This window comes from Gemmatimonadota bacterium (assembly GCA_030747075.1).
Classification (GTDB): domain Bacteria; phylum ARS69; class ARS69; order ARS69; family ARS69; genus ARS69.
This window is the reverse complement of sequence record JASLLL010000041.1, coordinates 1-16,528: the sequence shown is the minus strand read 5'-3', so window position 1 is coordinate 16,528 and position 16,528 is coordinate 1. Positions and strand designations below refer to the sequence as shown.

The following is a 16,528-nucleotide window of genomic DNA, read 5'->3' as shown; positions in this document are numbered from 1 at the left end:
TTGTGGTAGTAGAGCATCTGCCCTTCCAACTGCCCCGTGGAGGTCACGATGTCCAGGAACCCGTCGCCGTCAAAGTCTTCCATGATGCTGCCACCCGCCAGATTGAATGCCGCGACCCCCTTTTCGAGTCCGACATCCCGGAAGCGACCGATGTCGTATTCGGACCGGAACCGCTCTTCCGGAATGCGAAGCCGCTTCGGCACGCTCTCCGGGTAAGTGCCGAGCGCCATCGCCATGAGGTTGGTGAACCAACGGACGCGCGGACGGTTCCCGCGGGGGGTGGCGTCGAAGACCTCCTGGAACGATGCAAAGGCGCGTTTCGTGGGGTCTTGTGCGACATGAACCCCGCCGCCTGCCAGCGGAAAGATGCAGCTCTCGCGATTGTGGTAGCCGATGCAGTTCGCTGTCTGCGCCTCCCGGAACTGGGCAATCCCCTGCATGAAGAGCGTCCGCGGGGCGGGCACGCGCGCGTAGCTTCGGCCCCAGTACTCTTCGGGAAGTTTGGGCGTCGCGAGCTTGAAGTACTCGTACGCCAGTTGATACTCGTGGACGGCGCGTTCCCCGGAGGACATCGCGGTGGTGTCCGCTCTCTCCAGTTCGCGCAGCGTCTGGCTTCCGAAGTAGGTTTCCGAAGACGCGCGAATCCGCCGCGCAATGTCCAGAAGACGCGCATGCTTCGGGCTGGCCGGACCTTCAGGCAACTCCGGCTGCGTAATGGCCGCCATGTGCGCCGCGTGATCGTGCGCCGCGTGTCCGCCTTCGGATGCGGTGTCTTGCTCGCCCTTGCCGCCGCAACCGGGTGCGCCCCAGGCGACGACAACCGCGAGCATCACCACATGGCGTCGCCCAAACCAATCCGTCCACGGGACACTCATCGATCGCCTCCTTCCGTGACAAGGTGATACCGGCCTTCTTGCGGCGTGACCAGGCGATCCACCGCGCCGGAAGGCCATCGCACAACGACCGAATCCACCACCGCGTGTTCGCCCGGTCCGAAGAGGACGCGCAGATCGTTCCCGGAGAGGTAACTCCCGCCCGCATGAACCTGCCGCACAAGAACCCGACCGCCTGTGTGGGTTTCCACGCGCGCACCGATGCCGTCCCGGGACGATGCCACTCCCCGAAGTCGCACGCCGAGCCAGTGCCGCCCCTGCGACCCCGTCGCCTCCAGAAGCATGGCCGCACCGTTCTGGTTTACGATCACGACATCCGTGTCGCCGTCGTCATCGAGATCCCCGAACGCCACGCCGCGCCCGGCGCGATGTTCCAGAAGCATGGGGGCCTCCTCCGCGGTGACTTCGTCGAAAGAGCCGTCGCCCCGGTTTCGAAAGAGCGCGTCCGGTTGCTTCCATGTTGTCGTGGGGTCGGAGAGTTCCGCGTCCGACTCCGTGTGCCCGTTCACCAGCAAAAGATCCGGCCATCCGTCGAGATCATAGTCGATGAAACCCGTCCCCCAACTGATCCACGCGAGGCTCGACGGTCCCAGCCCGGACGACGCTGACTCGTCAAAGAAGAATCCGCCGCCTTCGTTTCGATAGAGTGTGTTCGTTTCATTCTGGTAGTTCGTGACGAAGAGATCCGTGCGACCGTCCAGGTCCAGATCACCATCGGCAATGCCCATCCCGGACTCCACCACACCCTCTTCGGAGTGACTGACCCCGGAGATCATCCCCACTTCCGTAAAGTGTCCGTCCCCTTCGTTGTGAAAGAGAAAGTTCGGGTCCAGGTCGTTTGCGACATAGAGGTCGTCCCTTCCGTCACCGTCCACATCCATCGCGAGAACGCCAAGCCCCCGGCCCTGCACCGCGTCCACTCCCGACGCGCTCGTGACATCGCGGAAGGTCCCGTCGCCGAGATTGCGATAGAGCCGATCGGTCGCACGCGGATACGCTTTCGGCGAGCAGTAGAGCCGGAGGCCCTCCGGAGACACGCACTCGTTCGTGTCCGGAGACGCTACCTGCACATAGTTCGCGACATAGAGGTCGAGCAGGCCGTCCCCGTCCATGTCGAAGAAGGCGGCGCCCGCTCCCCAGTTCGGATCCGCAAGCCCGGCACGCTCCGAAGCGTCGCGGAAGGTGCCGTCTCCGCGATTCATGTACAGCCGGTTCGGCCCGACATTCGTCACGAAGAGATCCGCGTCGCCGTCATTGTCGATGTCCGCGGCCACCGCTCCCATGCCGTAGCCCGTATCTCCCGTGCCGGAAGCGTCGGTGGCGTCCGCAAAGCGAAGCCCTCCGAGGTTGCGATACATCCGGTTCGGCTTCGCGCTGTTGACGAGATAGATGTCCAGCCTGCCGTCTCCGTCGTAGTCCAGCAGGCACGCGCCGGAACCCATGACCTCGCGGTAATCCTTGGTACCCGTGGCGCCGTTGGAGTGCGCGAAGTCGATTCCCGACTCCGCCGTGACATCCCGGAAAGATCCCGCGGGGGACGCGGCCGGAAGAAGAGCGGGCAGCGCGGCAGCGCACGCCGCAAGAGCAAACCGCCTCATGGCATTCTCCCTCCCGCTTCGAGTGACTGCGACAAGACACGGAGAGCCTCGGCCGGGCGGCCCGACTCCTCCATGAGCGTCGCCAGTGTTTGCGCCGCCGCTTCGTCTCCCGGTGACTTCAGGAATGCGGCGCGCCCTTCTTCGATCTTCCCCACGCGATGCTCCAGTTCCGATGCACGGCGTGCGGCGGAGTCCGCGGCGGCCGCCTCTCCGCCCTCGCGAAGCACGCGCTCCAGTGCCCGATGCGCGGGCGCAAAGCCGGGGAGCGACTCCGCGGCCTTGCGGAGATCGTCTTCCGCCCAACGGAGATTCCCGGCGTCGAGCCGGACCTCACCGCGGTGAACCCGCCAGCGGAAGTTCCGCGGCCGAATCCGAAGAGCCGCGGAGAGATGCTGCTCCGCTTCCGAATGCCGCCCCAGTTGAGCCAGCGCGCGGCCCTCGCCCGCCATGACTCGCGGATCGCCCGGAACCAGTCGCCCCGCCTGACGGTAGGCGGAGAGTGCGCCGGCTGGATCTTCGCCCGCCAGAAGCGCGTCGCCGAGAAGAAGCGCCGCCTCCGCGGAGGACTGGTCCGCAGCGACCGCTTCCCGCGCGTACTTCAGCGCCGCTTCGGTGTCTCCCGAGAACTCAGCCAGACGGGACGCGAGAACCCGAGGGTGCGCGTCACCCGGAAGGAGGTCGCAGGCGAGAATCGCCGACGCCAGCCCATCCTCGATGCGACCGGCGGCAAGCGCGGCTTCGGCGCGAAAGAGGTGCGCGCGAGGGAGCAGCCCCGGGGGGGCCGACGAACAGACCGCCAGCGACACCCGCCATGCCTTCTCCGCGCGCCGCGACTCCAGGCACAGTTGCGCCAGAAGAAGGCCCACGCGGACATTGCCGGAATCTTCGCGAAAGGAGATCTCGGCGGGTTCGATGCGCGCCGCCCGCGTTCGTGCGTGGCCGTAGGATTCGCGAAACGCGTCCGCCTCCTCCGTTCGACGCGCAAGTTGCAGAACGCGCGCGAGATTGAAGTGCGCGGTGGGGTTGGATGCGTCCAGTGTCACCGAAGCGCGAAAATCCTCCTCTGCGGCGGCAAGGTCCCGCGCGCGCATTCGGATCGTCCCGCGCAGAAGGTAGGCCCCGGCGTACCCGGGCGCCCGCTCCAGGACCGCGTCCACTTCCAGCGCCGCCTCGGCGGAACGACCCAGCGCGACCAGTGCTTTCGCCAATCCCCATCGCGCGCGAATGGACTGCGCGTCCAGGCGAAGTGCCTCGCGGAACGCATCCGCCGCGCCTTCGGGGTCGGCCGTCCCGACGAGGCCGCCGCCGGACAAAAACTCGCCCAGCGCCATGTGAGCACGCGCGTCGGAGGGTGCCAGCGCGATCGCCTCTCGCGCTTCGCGGATCGCGGCAAGATGGCGCCGGCGCGCTTCATGAACGCGAGCCAGAGCCAAGTGCGCTTCCGCGCTCTCCGGAGCCTCGGCGACCGCCCGCTCCGCGCTGGCCAACGCCTCGGCAGTCCTCCATGTCGCGACGCATGCCCGCGCGTGGAGTGCCAGCACATCCGCCGATGGCGCACGGTCCCGCACCGCGACTGTCAGAATCTTGTACGCCGCTTCGATCCGCCCGGCATTCATCGCTGTCCGCGCTCGCTCGGCGGGCGCCCCCCCGGGAGCACACGCCGCAAGGGCGCACAACACCGCCCCTGCCGCAGTCCACGCGACCATGAGGCCCGATCGATCAGTACGGAACATTCGTGTATCTTCCTGCGCGGGATGAGAACGCCGGACGGAATCAGGGGAGCCTAGCCGGATCCCCCCCGGATTGCTAGCCTGCACGGCACGCGGAACTCCCGGAGGCTCACCTTCATGAAACCACTTCACCCGGTAGAGGCGCGCGGTCTCACGAAGAGGTACGGCTCCTTCACGGCGGTTGATTCCGTGGACTTCTCGGTGGAACCCGGAGAGTGCGTGGGGTTTCTGGGGCCGAACGGGGCGGGAAAAACGACGACCGTCCGCATGATCTCCTGCTTTCTTCCCGTGACCGCCGGGTCGGCCCGGGTATTCGGCATGGATGTGACCGCCGACCCGCGCCGGATCAAGGCGCGCCTCGGAATCTGCCCGCAAGAGGACAACCTGGATCCGGATTTCAATGTCTTGCGGAATCTCCTGGTGTACGGGCGCTACTTCGGACTATCCACGGAAGAGACGCGAACACGCGGGCTGGAGCTTCTGGCGATGGTCGGACTGGAGGATCGCGCCGACGCGCGGATCGACGAACTCTCCGGCGGCATGAAGCGCCGGCTCATACTCGCGCGGTCACTCCTCAACCGGCCCGACCTTCTTCTTCTCGACGAACCGACCACCGGCCTCGACCCCGACGCCCGCCTTCTCATCTGGCGTCGCGTGGAGAGCCTGAAGGCGGAGGGCGTCACGGTACTGCTCACGACTCACTACATGGAAGAGGCGGCGCGGCTTTGCGACCGTGTGATTCTCATGGACGGCGGCCGGATCCTTCTGGACGGCCCACCCGGGGAGCTGGTCGAGCAGGAGATCGGCGGCGAAGTCGTCGAGACCGCCGGCGGGGACGACGCGAACCGCATCACCCGGCCCGCCACGCTGGAGGATGTCTTCCTGCGTCGAACCGGAAAGTCGCTGGGGAGTTGACCGATGAGCGCGTCCGCATCGCTTCGCAATGTTTCCCATGGCGCATGGCTCGTATGGCGTCGCAACGCGGATGTGGCCCGGACCACATGGCTCACGAATGTCCTGCCGCCGCTTCTCGAGCCCGTCCTGTATGTTCTCGCGTTCGGATTCGGCGTGGGTTCCCTCATCGACACGGTGGAGCACCGCGGGCGCGACCTTCCCTATCTCGAGTTCATGGCACCCGGTGTGATCTGCATGGCGGTCATGTTCTGGTCATTCTTCGAGATGACCTTTTCGTCGTTCGTGCGGATGTACTACCAGCGCACCTTCGACGCAATCGTCGCCACGCCCCTTCTCGTGGAGGATGTCATCGCGGGGGAGTGGCTCTGGGGCGCCACGAAGTCCGTCTTCGCGGGAACAACCATCCTCGGCATTCTCTCGCTCTTCGGACTGGTAGCGTGGCCGTGGGGCCTCTTTGTGGTCCCGCTGACAGCGCTGGGCGGAATCCTGTTTGCAAGCGTGGGACTCATCGCGACTTCCCGCGCTCGCACGATCGACTCCTTCAACCTGCCGGTCTTTCTGCTCATCTTCCCGATGTTCCTCTTCAGCGGCACCTTCTTCCCGCTCGAAATCCTCCCCGCACCTCTCCACGCCGTCGCTATGGCGCTCCCGTTGACGCACCTGGCGGTTCTCGTGCGAGGCGCGTGCCTCGGCGACTTCCCGACGGCGTGGCCCGCGAGCCTCGCGTATCTGATCGTGGTCTCGGGCGTGCTGAGTGTTGCCGCACTCGTATTGATGAAGCGCCGCCTCGTGAAATAGGGAGGGGCGTCTCCGCGCTCACACACGGAGGTTCCGTGCTCCCGTCACTTCGCGACGCCAGTAACTCGCGAGCGTACCGAGAATCAAGACGACCGCCACCGCCGCCGCGAGGTCCCCGTACACTCCCGGGATGATTCTCCGCGCCGCCGTCACGGCATACTGATTCAGGCCGGCGACGGCGACGGCGGTGAAAGCCAGCGAAGCCACACCGAAGAGGAGCACGCCGGTCTCCGCCCGGGACGCGTTCCTCCGAATGGCGCAAACCCATGACTCTCGCGAAAGGGCGGCCCGGATTCCTTCCTCTCTCAGTTTCGGCCGGTCCATCAGATCGGAGAGAATGTAGTAACCGTCGAATCTCAGAAGCGGCCACAGGTTCCCGAGGAGCGACAGATAGTTGACTGCCGCGACCAGCACGAGAACCTGCCACACCGGTTCCCCGCGAAGGAGAAACGCCGCAATGCTGAAGGCAGACCCCATGACGGCATTCGCGAACATCCCCGCTCCGTCGATGACCGCGCGCTTCCCGCGCGACAGCATCCATGCATCGGTGGTGTCGGCAAAGCAGGCCGGAACGCCGTAGTAGAACATGACTCCGAACCCGGACACGCGGCGCCCGTAGTGCTTGCACGCCAATGCATGCGCCATTTCGTGAGTCAACATCGACAGGAGTCCCATGGCCAGCAACATCGCCGCCGCCGCCGGACCGACATTCCCGTGAACCACCGCCGAGTACATCGAAGCCGGATCGGCCCCCGAGAGTTGCGCGCCCAGCAGCCACAGCCCTGCCAGCGCAGACGCAGACATCGCCGCCACGGACGGCCGCGCAAAAAGAACCCGGCCGACCACGCCGTACAGGAAGGTCACAAAGCGATCCGCAGGCCAGAACGCCACCCTCGCCCTTACCATGCGCCGCCCGATCGCACTTCCAACCGAGGCCTTCGCGGGGCTCCGTTCCTTCGACATCCTCTCAAGCACATCGGTGTCCATCGCGGACACGGGCAGAGCCATTCGGTTCCTGAACAACAGTACCAGGAACTCGTCGATCGTTTCCGTTGGCGGGATATCGTTCGACGCAAACACGCGGGCAATCGCTGTGTTCACAGAAACCGTTCCATCGAGTGCTTCAAACAAACGGAAAAACGCCCCGCGAAGTTTCAAGTACCGGTCCCCGAATCGAACGAGCGCGAAGGACTCACTTCCACTCCGCTGCATGGACACTTCGCAGCCGGGGTTCCGCCGAAGCACGACGGAACCTGCCTTTCCGGGGGGAAGCGCGGCGGGCTCTCCCCGGCAAGGGCGGTGTGTTCCTCTCCGCGATGAAACCGGTCCGCCCGGTTCGTGAAGGCCCGGGCCCATCAGAAGGCCAGGTTTCCTTTCACCACCATGCGGAAGTCAAACTCGTCTTCATCGACAGGGGGATCGCTGAGCCACACGGGAAAGCTGAGGTTGAGAACGGATGCAATCCAGAACTCGGGCCCGGCGTCATAGACAACCCGGTCCAGAAGCCGCGAATCCCCATCTCCGCCAACCCTTCCGCCGTCGAAGAACAGGATCGGCGTCACCGGACCCAGGGAAAAGCGTTTGCTCGAGAGCTGCACGCCTGCGGCCAGGACATTCGTTCCGAAGGCCGCCTCGGTCTGGTATCCGCGCACACCCCCGCCGCCCCGGTGCCTGGAAAGAAATGCGACGGGGTTCACGGTAGACGCCGGAACGCCGAGAGCCACATGCATCCGCTCCTGAATCGGCGCCCCGTCGGTTACCAGCCCCGCAGTCCCGCGGAATCGGAAGAGCACCGCCCCTGTTCTCCCAAGACGAAGATCCTGGCTCGCCTCCGCCCAACCGCGTCGGAATGTGTAATCCGGGTCCAGCATGTCTATTCCCGCACCGACTTCCACCCGGCCCTGAGTGAAGCCATGGTATCCCTTGTTCTCATATGTTCCGACCCACTCGACGAGAGTGGTCTTCCCCGGCGAAGACCATTTCGGGTCTTCGTAGCGATCGTTGTAGCGATCGCGAAAGCCCGCCGATATTCGCGTCGTCTTCTTCGGCATTTCAGTCCTGGCACGGTTCGCCACCCGAGTGACGACCGACGGCGTTTTCCACTCGAAGGCCACCCCTCTCCGCCCGGCTGCGTCAGACGCCGCAAGAGACAGTTCGCCATTTCGGCCCGTCGTCGTGACGAGGAGACTCCGGTAGTTCCATTTCTCGCTGGCGGTTCCGTAATCAACGCTCAACAGGAATCTGTGCGGAACCAGTGTCACTCTGGGAGTTCCCATGCTGACACCCACCCTCCATCGGTCGACCGAATTGTACGCAAGCGTCGGATTCAGGCGGACGGGGTAGGCGCTGGGCGGTTCCCTCTCCTGCTCGCCATGGAAGAGCCCGGACCACTGGACGGGAGGAAGGAACCCGCTCTGGTTGTCCATGCGGTCCCACTCCAGGAGGCGATGCCGTGGATCCACAACGACTTTCTCTACGGGGCTCTCTGTGTGGAAGGTGACCAGCGATTTCTCCTTTTCGGCGAAAACGGTCTCGGTCACTCGTTCACCGTTCGCGAGAATCGCCTCCGCCTCCACCGGCATGACGATCTCGCCCTCTCGGAGAACTTCGGCCGTCGTCACATACTCGCCAGTGGACTCATTCCAGGACGATCGACTCACCCCCCCTGCCGCATAGTCGCAACTCTTCCCCGTACGCAGCCATTGATCGAAGAACCAGTCCAACTCCTCGCCGCTGACCGTCTCCGCGACGCGAACGAAGTCCTCTATACTCGGGTGCCGGAAGCTGTACTCGTCGTAGAATGATCTCATGATGTCATCCAGGACTTCGTCACCCACCACCGCACCCAACATCTCCAGAACGCGCGATCCTTTGGCGTAAACAATCGTGCCGTACTCGGCCATGCCCCCCAGGTGGTACGCGGGCTGGTCAATGACTTGATTCAGTCCCCCCCTCCCGAGGAATGCGATCATACCGTCGCGTGTGGAAAACGCATCGCCCCCCAGACTCTGGAGTGTCCGCACGAGACCCGGCCCTTTCCACTCCCTGTCTCCGTACTTCCACTCCAGGTACTGATGCGTGTAGTACTGGTTGATTCCTTCGTCGAGCCACGGTTCCTGAACCTCATCGTTTGCGACGATTCCGTACCACCAGATGTGACCGATCTCGTGCGACGCCACCTCCTCCAGGCGGTGCTTCGTCAACCAGTTCCCCAGACCCGGATCCAGCATGCTCAGCATGGGGTACTCCATACCGCCATTCGGGTGAGATGCGGCTTCCACCACCGTAAGGTGCGAGTACGGGTACATGCCGACGCGGTCGGAATAGAACTCGATCGAGTCCAGCGAGTACTCCAGGAGGTTTTCCCACTCCCCGGAGTAGTCCTTCCGGAGAACCAGCGCGGTCACGGTCACGCCCCGCCACTCCGCAGAGTCCTTCACATAGTCCGGGGACGCGACCCACGCGAAGTCGTGCACTCTTTCCGCGTGAAAGGCCAGTGTCTTGCGCTCGGCGGAGGGGGTCGTTTCGCTGCCGGAAGACCCCGCACCCGCTTCGCCCCGCATGGCCGCCGAGGCCTCGGGAATGTCGTTGTCTCCACCGACCGCCTCCACCAGATGCCCGGTCGCTCCCACATAGTAATCGCCCGGCAGTTCGATTCGGACATCGTAGGTGGCGAACTCGCCGTGGAACTCACCGACCAGGTGGTACTTGTCCTTGTGCCAACCGTCTTCGTCGCGAAGGGCCATCTTCGGATACCACTGCGCACATGTGAACTGGGAGCCGGAGTATTGTAAGCGATGGGGAACGCGTGGGATCTTCGTCATGAAGTCAATCTCCAGCACCAACACCTCTCCCGGCATCGCAGGCTCCGGAAGACCAATACGCATCAGCGTCTCGTCGACTTCGTGCGATACGGATCGCCCGTTGACTGACACTGACCGAATCTCCACCCACCCCCGGTCTTTCAAGGGCGTATGCGCCAGCGTGAAGTCGTGATGCTGTTCTTCCGCCTCCCGGCCCGCGGTGGTTGCTTCGCTCCGGTAGGCGTTCGCATACAGGTGGAGATAGAGTTCGTCCAGCGGACCGTCCGCGTCGTGCGCGTAGACAATGCGCTCCATCCCCGTGATCGTCTTCTCCCGGGTGTCGAGCGACGCCCGGATGTCATAGCGAAGCTCCGGACCCGCCCAACTCGGCGCAACCGCCAGGAGCGTCGCGAAGAGAGCGACCAAGACCCCTGCCCGCTTTCCGATCACTTGGCGTCCGAGTTCTCTGCGTCTCGTGTTCATTGGGGGTTGTTCTCCTTTTCGGCATTCAGTGTCTCGTGGGAGACCATGAGATGGTAGTCAATCCACAGTGCCCAGCGCTCGGGGCTCTTCAGGATTCGTTGTTCCAGCGTCTTGTAGATTCTCTGCGTGATGTCCCGCGGAGTCCGAAGACCCTCGACATTCACTTCCTCGCCAACCTCAAGCCGGGGCTTTCCCTTCTCAAATGTGAAGATGGCGGGGATCAGCGGCGCCCCTGTCCTCGCGTGCAACCACGCAAGACCGCGCCCCGCGTGTACCGGGTGCCCAAGGAATCGAATGGGCTCGGCGCCGCGGGCGGGTGTCCCCCGGTAGTCCCCCATCATGAACACGACGCGCCCCTCGTGAAGCCGGCGCTCGAGTTTGCGAAGAAGCAACCCGTCGCCCACCGGGAGAGTCTCCAGGCGGTCTTCTCCATATGCCGCGTTGGATTTCTCCACCTTGGCCAGGGCCGTGGGGCGGACGAGGTAGCTGAGTTTGTCGACTGCGGTCACCTTGTAGAACAGCGTGGAGAGGATCGCTGGAATCAGCGCATAGGGGCCCATGTGGCACGAGAACACAATGGCGCCTTTCCCCTTGGCCAGCGCGGCCTCCAGCGCCGGGGCCCCCTGCGGAGGCACGGAACGCTGCACGATGCGCCTGAAGGTCCAATGGGGGAGGAGCAGCACCAGCGAATGCAGGCGATCGGTGAAGAGGCTTCTGAAGTTCCTCGCAACCATGTGGTCCACACCTGTCGCACTCGCCTTCCGGCCCAGATTCGTCATCGCAAGATACAGGCTCGTGTGAACCCGCTTCCGGACGGTCCCCCGCGTCACGCCGAACAGGAGCGGCGCAAGAACCGCCGGAGCCCATCGATTCACGATGATCATGAAACTGCCCTCCCGGGAAACAGGGGAAGCCCGGCCGGGGAAAGTGGATATCCTTCCCCACGGCCGGTGGATGCTGAGACTCCCTACCCTCCGTACGACGGACCTTCCGTCGTGATTATGGCGAGCAAAATGAGCAGCGACAAATCAATGGGATCGATCTTCAACAGTTCTCGATGACTCAACTCGTCAAACGACACGGCTTCCTGCCTCATCGTGCCCTACCCTCCGTTCGGCGGATTTTCAATCATGTAAGTGGCGACCACAATGACCAGCCCCCACCACCAAGTGGGATCGATCTTCAACAGTTCTCGATGACTCAACTCGTCAAACGACACGGCTTCCTGCCTCATCATGCTCTCTCCTCCTTACAGTCGTTGCTTCCATGGGCCCTCTTTGTCCTCTGGTTATCAGAAGATCGGTTCCCACGGATACGGATCCGGCCACCACGGCGGCAAGAACGGAAAACGCCACGGGACCTTCAAGAGTTCCCGGTTCTCCAACTGCTCGAACTGCGGGTTCTTCTTCATGTTCACCTCTCTCTCGTTTGATGCGTCTCCTCCCCGCCAAAACCCCGCCCCCTGCGTCATGCCGCCGACGCGACGCGGGGAACTCAGCGAGTTGCCCCACTCCATTGCAGAATCCGTGCCAACCAAGCCCGCCAAATGCAACAAGTGCCCAACTTACTGTGCGGCAACCCGTTCCATGCGAGACGCCGCGCAGCCACGGTTCCTCTCATGCCCGGGAGCGGAACCAGTGGTTCCGGGGGGGCGGAACCGTTTCGCCCCCCCCTCACACACACACGACATCGGGCCGCATCATCGGGAAGCACAGGACGCCGCCTCGCCGAGACCGAGCGCGGGGAGAAACCGGGGCTAGTGAAGGAGTGTGTGCAGAAGTATCAGCGAGGCCAGGAGAGCCACGCCCGCGCGCTTCGGTACCTCTAAAGCTGTCAATGCATCAAGTCCGGCAAGCGTGGTTGCGGTTCAGCCGCGGGAGAGGAACCCGCTCGGTCTCAGGTGAGGGCGGAAGTCGCCGACTCGCGAGCGAACCTGTGTGCCCCTAAGGGCACTCGCTCTGTGTCGGTCACCGAAGGAGCACAAGCTTCCGCGTGATCGCCTCCCTGCCCGCGTCAAGACGAACGAAATACACCCCGGCAGCCGCACGACGACCCTCATCGGTCAGCCCCTCCCACTGCACGCTGTAGCGCCCCTGCGGACGCTCCTCGCTCACAAGCGTGCGAAGGCGACGACCTCCAACATCATAGACGGCCAGGTTCACTGGCGCGCAGTCGGGAACCGAGAAGTGAATCCGGCTCCCACCCCAGGAGGGGTTCGGGGACGCAGGGAGAAGGGCAAGACGGCCGGGCACCCCTTGGTCGAGCGAGCCCCCCGTCGGTGTTCCTCCTCCCGAGGTAAGCCTACTCAATGGATCCCCGAAGAACATGTACGAATCTGCCGTCTCGCGGATGGGCGAGCTGTCGGAGAACTCGGACGCGATCCGCTGCATAGTCACCAGCCAGGACTCCGCCATCGGGCGATCGGGATTCGCAACGACCTCATCGAGAATCCGGACGATAACTTCCACGTTCCCCTGTTGCCATGTTGCGGCCGACGGACCGGCCCATGCGATCGCACCGTCCCAGGGATGGCGCAGGAAGTCCTCGCAGACCGGCGGGCCGTAGTCCATGTCCTCGGTCATGCTCCAGTCGCCGGTCCCGCATGTCGGCCCCAGGACGAACGCCGGGTGACCGCTCGCGAGCATCCCAACGTCGAAAGAGCCGGCGCCGACCTTCTTGCTGAAGAACTTGCCGGGAGAGTACCGATGGGACTCCGATCCGAGGATCACAGCGAGATCCGGGCGGTTCCAGTTCCACTCACCGACCGCCGGCCCCACCAGGCCAGACTCTCCATAGTTGGGAAACGCATACAGGGAGGACACAGACGAGAAGGCCGACAGCGTGGCCGCAACGCTGTCGGCAACACCCCGGATGAAGGAACCGGTGCCGTGACCGCCGCTCATATTCTCCCAGTCCCAGACAAACAGCTCCGCGACGTACAAGGGCGACCCCCCTCCCAGCCCTCCATACGAGAGCGTCTTCCCCACGAAAGACACGACATCCGTAACATCCGTCGCGGGCCATCGTGTCACGACGACATCGGGGTATCCATCATCGTCCACGTCGGCGTAGGGCTGGTCCGAGGTCCAGTACGGATACCACCGGGCTTGGTTCGTGCCCGGTGGCAGCGTGTCGGCGACCGCGTAGGTCGGGATCACGTTGAACAACGGCTGACCTCCCGCCGGGAAGCCGCCGTCCAGGTACGACTGGCGGACGGATTCCCAGCTCCCAACCCAGTACTGGGAGGTCAACGGCCCATCAAACTCTTGCCAATCGTTCGCGTCGCCAACAAGGTGGAAGTAGAACGCACCGGCCCCCGCGTGCGTCGCGATGCTCTGCTTGAGAGTGGCGCGGAACAGATCGGGGGACGTCGGATACCCGTCGATGCTTTCCGGGATCACCGTGTAGCCATACGCAGTACCGTAGTCGAAGTAGGCTTGAAGGTCGGACATGAAGGCCGACGGCGCGTAGACCACCAGCGTTCCCGCACCGGCCGGGGACTGCAGTCCCTGCGTCCGGACTGCCAGGAGAGAGTCGACCCGCGCTCGCAGCTCCTCCACCGTCGGCGCTGGCGGTCGATCAAAGGGAGTCGGGGTTGGCTGTTGCCGTGCGTAGTCGAGCACCCGTCGGTTGCCGTCCGTCTCGATCTCCACGAGCCGCACGAACTCCCCCGCCCCGGCCGGAAGACTCGTCGAGTACCTGCGCTGACCCGGGCGCCACGGACCGCCGGCAACCGGCAGCCACTCGCCCATGGTCGGGTCATCTGCGCTCTCCAGGAAGTACTCGCGGGTCTCATGCTCCCAGGCGATCTCCCAGGTTGCCACGCCGTCGTAGATGAAGAACGCTTCGGCGCTCGCGGCGGGGTTGTCGCCGCAAATCGCACACAGACTGGTGCATTGCTCCGGGCACTCGAACGACTGTGCCGCGCCGGCCACGGTCAGGAGAATGGCCACACCCCCGGCTGCGACTCGATGGAGACTCATCGTGCTCCTCCTTCTCACGGCATGTAGGTCCCCTGGGAGTCTTGACGCCCAAGGTCATCGTCCATGGCGACGAGCTGTCCGCTGTAGTAGTGCCCGTACTTGATCAGCGTGATCATGCCGCGAATTTCCGCCAGCCAGTAGGGCCCTGGCAGCGGCACCGGCACCCACTCCCCGTCCACCTCCTTCGCGGGCAACCCCCGGGAGACGAATCGAGGCCGGAGCACGAGCTGGCCGGGCTCGGAGGGGTCGATGCCCCTTCTGGACCACAGGGCGCCGAGCACGTCTGCGACCGACGATTCGCAGCGCTCGTCTTCGCGAAGCGGTCGCGCCGCCATCCGGTTCTTGCGCGCCTTCGTTTCGACGTCCTCGTACGAGCCGTCCGCCGAAACGACCCACTCCACCTTCGGGTCCGTGAACGCGCACTGCAGACGGCCCGCCTCATCGAGGATGAGCGTCACGTTCACAACGGCGGAATCCGGGCGCTCGGTCCGAGCGATCCGAACCCCGGTCGCACGCACCGACCAGAGAACCCTGCCCTCGTAGTCTTCCCCGAAAGGGCTCTCATCCCAAAACTCCACCGGCTCTGCTTCGCCCAGCGCGACCTGTGGTTCGTCCCGACCCAGGTACGCTGCGGCGAGCGCCCGGACATCAGCAGGGCGTCTGACCCCGGGAGCAGCGGTCGTCGGCGCGATGGATACCGTCTGGCGCGCGGGACCCCTCTGGATGTCTGACGGTCCCGCCGCGCCCGAGTGCACTCCGAGCAGGGCTAGAAGTACTACGGCCGCCCCGGCATGGGCGGATGCTCTCCTCAGTGTTGGTTTCATGGCTGGTTCCTCGTGTCCCAGACGTCGAACGTCCAGCCCGAGCCTGGAACGAGCGTCGCCGCCGACTTCGCCGCTCCGTACGTCTCAGCTGAGTCCAGCGGCTGCGTGATCTCTCCATCCTCGTAGCTCGTGCCCTCCGGCCGATGGATGAACCGAACCTGGCACTCGGAGAACTGGACCCGATCACTGTTGTGGCCCGGCACGTGATCCTGCGTGTCCTGAATCTCCGCGGCGAACACCGCGGCACACAACCGGTCCTCGATGTCGCCGACCGCTGTGGAGTTCATCAGGAACCCATCGACGATGCATTCGTAGACGGATCCGTTCTTCCGGCATTTGTAGAGCCCTTCCGGCGGCAACGGGGACTCAAAGCTCCTGATGTCCGAAGTCAGGCCGTACTCGGTCTTGACCTCCCCGTAGATCTGCCTCGTCCCATCGGACAACTGGCGCCAGCCGGCCTGGATCCACTCCCGGTTCTGGATCCACACATGGCACGTTCCCATGCTGCACCACACGGCGGTCCCGGTCGGTGCTGTTACGTTGTCCGAGTCCTTCATCTGGATCCTGCCGCGCACGCCGTCGAACCCGGAATTCACCGTTTCGCCGTAGCCCACGTAACTGTAGGTCGGAACGAATGTCGCCGCGGGTGCGCCGCTCAATTCCAAGACCCCCACAAGCGAGAGTACTGCGATCCAGTTCCAGTGTTGCCGCATGTACATTCCCCTGAGAGTGTGCATCGACGAACGAAGGGCAGCCCATTCCGGCAGTCCAGCCAGTATGAGGCGGAAGAGTTGTCCGCTCAACTGCGGGTTCTTCTTCATGTTCACCTCTCTCTCGTTTGATGCGTCTCCTCCCCGCCAAAACCCCGCCCCTGCGTCATGCCCCCGACGCGACGCGGGGAACTCAGCGAGTTGCCCCACCCCATCGCAGAATCCGTGCCAACCAAGCCCGGCAAATGCAACAAGTGCCCAACTTGCTGTGCGGCAACCCGTTCCAAGCGAGAAGCCGCGCAGCCACGGTTCCTCTCATGCCCGGGAGCGGAACCAATGGTTCCGGGGGGGCGGAACCGCGCGAAGCTTGAACGACTGATCCTCGCCCTGGTAAAGCTCGGCCCACGGTGTCGCGACGCCTTCGGTCTCGCTCCAGAACAAGACAATCAGATCTCCCGCGTCCGGATCGTACTGTCCCGGGCGAAGGGACAGACTGGTGTCCCGATCGTTCGGCGGACCGGAGTTCAGAAGGACCATGTCCTCCCTCAGCAGCGAACCCTCTGGAGCCAAGAACGCGTACACCGGAAGCGGAGGCAGGGTCAGCCTCGTGTGCTCGGTACCCGCCGAACCGTCGTAGCCGAACGCGATGGCGATCGACTTGGTGATGCTGACCTGATCGAGAGCGGGAGACATTGACCTTGGCGCGCTCATTCTCTCGCGGACAGTCACCTGGAGGCATCCAGGATCAGCCTTGATGTCGGGGCGGTGGTGCGCGAGGGGACCCGCGGCCG

General features: G+C 64.3%; 14 protein-coding genes. 2 read left to right on the top strand and 12 right to left on the bottom strand.

What is annotated here, in order from left to right:
• The 3 genes from QF819_10435 to QF819_10425 all read right to left on the bottom strand — a co-directional run.
• Nucleotides 1-875 (bottom strand): hypothetical protein (locus QF819_10435; GenBank protein MDP6803567.1); only part of this gene is annotated, 875 nt, incomplete at its 3' end.
• Nucleotides 872-2,491, bottom strand: a complete 1,620-nt coding sequence (locus tag QF819_10430) for a CRTAC1 family protein (protein ID MDP6803566.1) — start codon at nt 2,489-2,491, stop codon at nt 872-874. The genes QF819_10435 and QF819_10430, both read right to left, overlap by 4 nt.
• Nucleotides 2,488-4,224 carry a tetratricopeptide repeat protein gene (locus QF819_10425; GenBank protein ID MDP6803565.1) on the bottom strand — a complete coding sequence of 579 codons (1,737 nt, stop codon included), beginning with the start codon at nt 4,222-4,224 and terminating at the stop codon, nt 2,488-2,490. The genes QF819_10430 and QF819_10425 overlap by 4 nt, the downstream gene beginning before the upstream one ends.
• 114 nt (nt 4,225-4,338) lie before the next feature.
• Between QF819_10425 and QF819_10420 the strand changes: the two genes are divergently transcribed.
• Nucleotides 4,339-5,136 (top strand): ATP-binding cassette domain-containing protein, encoded by a 798-nt coding sequence (locus QF819_10420; protein MDP6803564.1) that lies wholly within the window; start codon nt 4,339-4,341, stop codon nt 5,134-5,136.
• Nucleotides 5,137-5,139: 3 nt separating this feature from the next.
• The gene (locus QF819_10415; GenBank protein MDP6803563.1) at nt 5,140-5,934 is read left to right on the top strand and encodes an ABC transporter permease; all 795 of its coding nucleotides are present in this window, start codon (nt 5,140-5,142) and stop codon (nt 5,932-5,934) included.
• Between the two features lie 18 nt (nt 5,935-5,952).
• On the opposite strand, the gene QF819_10410 is transcribed toward QF819_10415, so the two are convergent.
• From QF819_10410 to QF819_10370, 9 genes are all read right to left on the bottom strand, one after another.
• Complete coding sequence (locus QF819_10410) at nt 5,953-7,146, bottom strand: hypothetical protein (protein MDP6803562.1); 1,194 nt, start codon at nt 7,144-7,146, stop codon at nt 5,953-5,955.
• A 143-nt stretch (nt 7,147-7,289) separates the two neighbouring features.
• Nucleotides 7,290-10,220 (bottom strand): M1 family metallopeptidase, encoded by a 2,931-nt coding sequence (locus QF819_10405; GenBank protein MDP6803561.1) that lies wholly within the window; start codon nt 10,218-10,220, stop codon nt 7,290-7,292.
• Nucleotides 10,217-11,104, bottom strand: a complete 888-nt coding sequence (locus QF819_10400; GenBank protein MDP6803560.1) for a lysophospholipid acyltransferase family protein — start codon at nt 11,102-11,104, stop codon at nt 10,217-10,219. Before QF819_10400 ends, QF819_10405 begins: the two co-directional genes overlap by 4 nt.
• A 218-nt stretch (nt 11,105-11,322) precedes the next feature.
• Entirely contained in the window at nt 11,323-11,457 is a 135-nt protein-coding gene (locus tag QF819_10395) for a hypothetical protein (GenBank protein MDP6803559.1), read from the bottom strand.
• Nucleotides 11,458-11,511: 54 nt separating this feature from the next.
• Nucleotides 11,512-11,736: a hypothetical protein gene (locus tag QF819_10390; protein MDP6803558.1), complete on the bottom strand. Its 225-nt coding sequence runs from the start codon at nt 11,734-11,736 to the stop codon at nt 11,512-11,514.
• A gap of 451 nt (nt 11,737-12,187) precedes the next feature.
• Entirely contained in the window at nt 12,188-14,203 is a 2,016-nt protein-coding gene (locus QF819_10385) for a C25 family cysteine peptidase (GenBank protein ID MDP6803557.1), read from the bottom strand.
• A gap of 14 nt (nt 14,204-14,217) precedes the next feature.
• Complete coding sequence (locus QF819_10380; GenBank protein MDP6803556.1) at nt 14,218-15,027, bottom strand: hypothetical protein; 810 nt, start codon at nt 15,025-15,027, stop codon at nt 14,218-14,220.
• Nucleotides 15,024-15,854 carry a hypothetical protein gene (locus QF819_10375; GenBank protein MDP6803555.1) on the bottom strand — a complete coding sequence of 277 codons (831 nt, stop codon included), beginning with the start codon at nt 15,852-15,854 and terminating at the stop codon, nt 15,024-15,026. Before QF819_10375 ends, QF819_10380 begins: the two co-directional genes overlap by 4 nt.
• Nucleotides 15,855-16,052: 198 nt before the next feature.
• Nucleotides 16,053-16,430, bottom strand: coding sequence for a hypothetical protein (locus QF819_10370; GenBank protein ID MDP6803554.1), 378 nt, complete (start codon nt 16,428-16,430; stop codon nt 16,053-16,055).
• Nucleotides 16,431-16,528 lie beyond the last annotated feature (98 nt).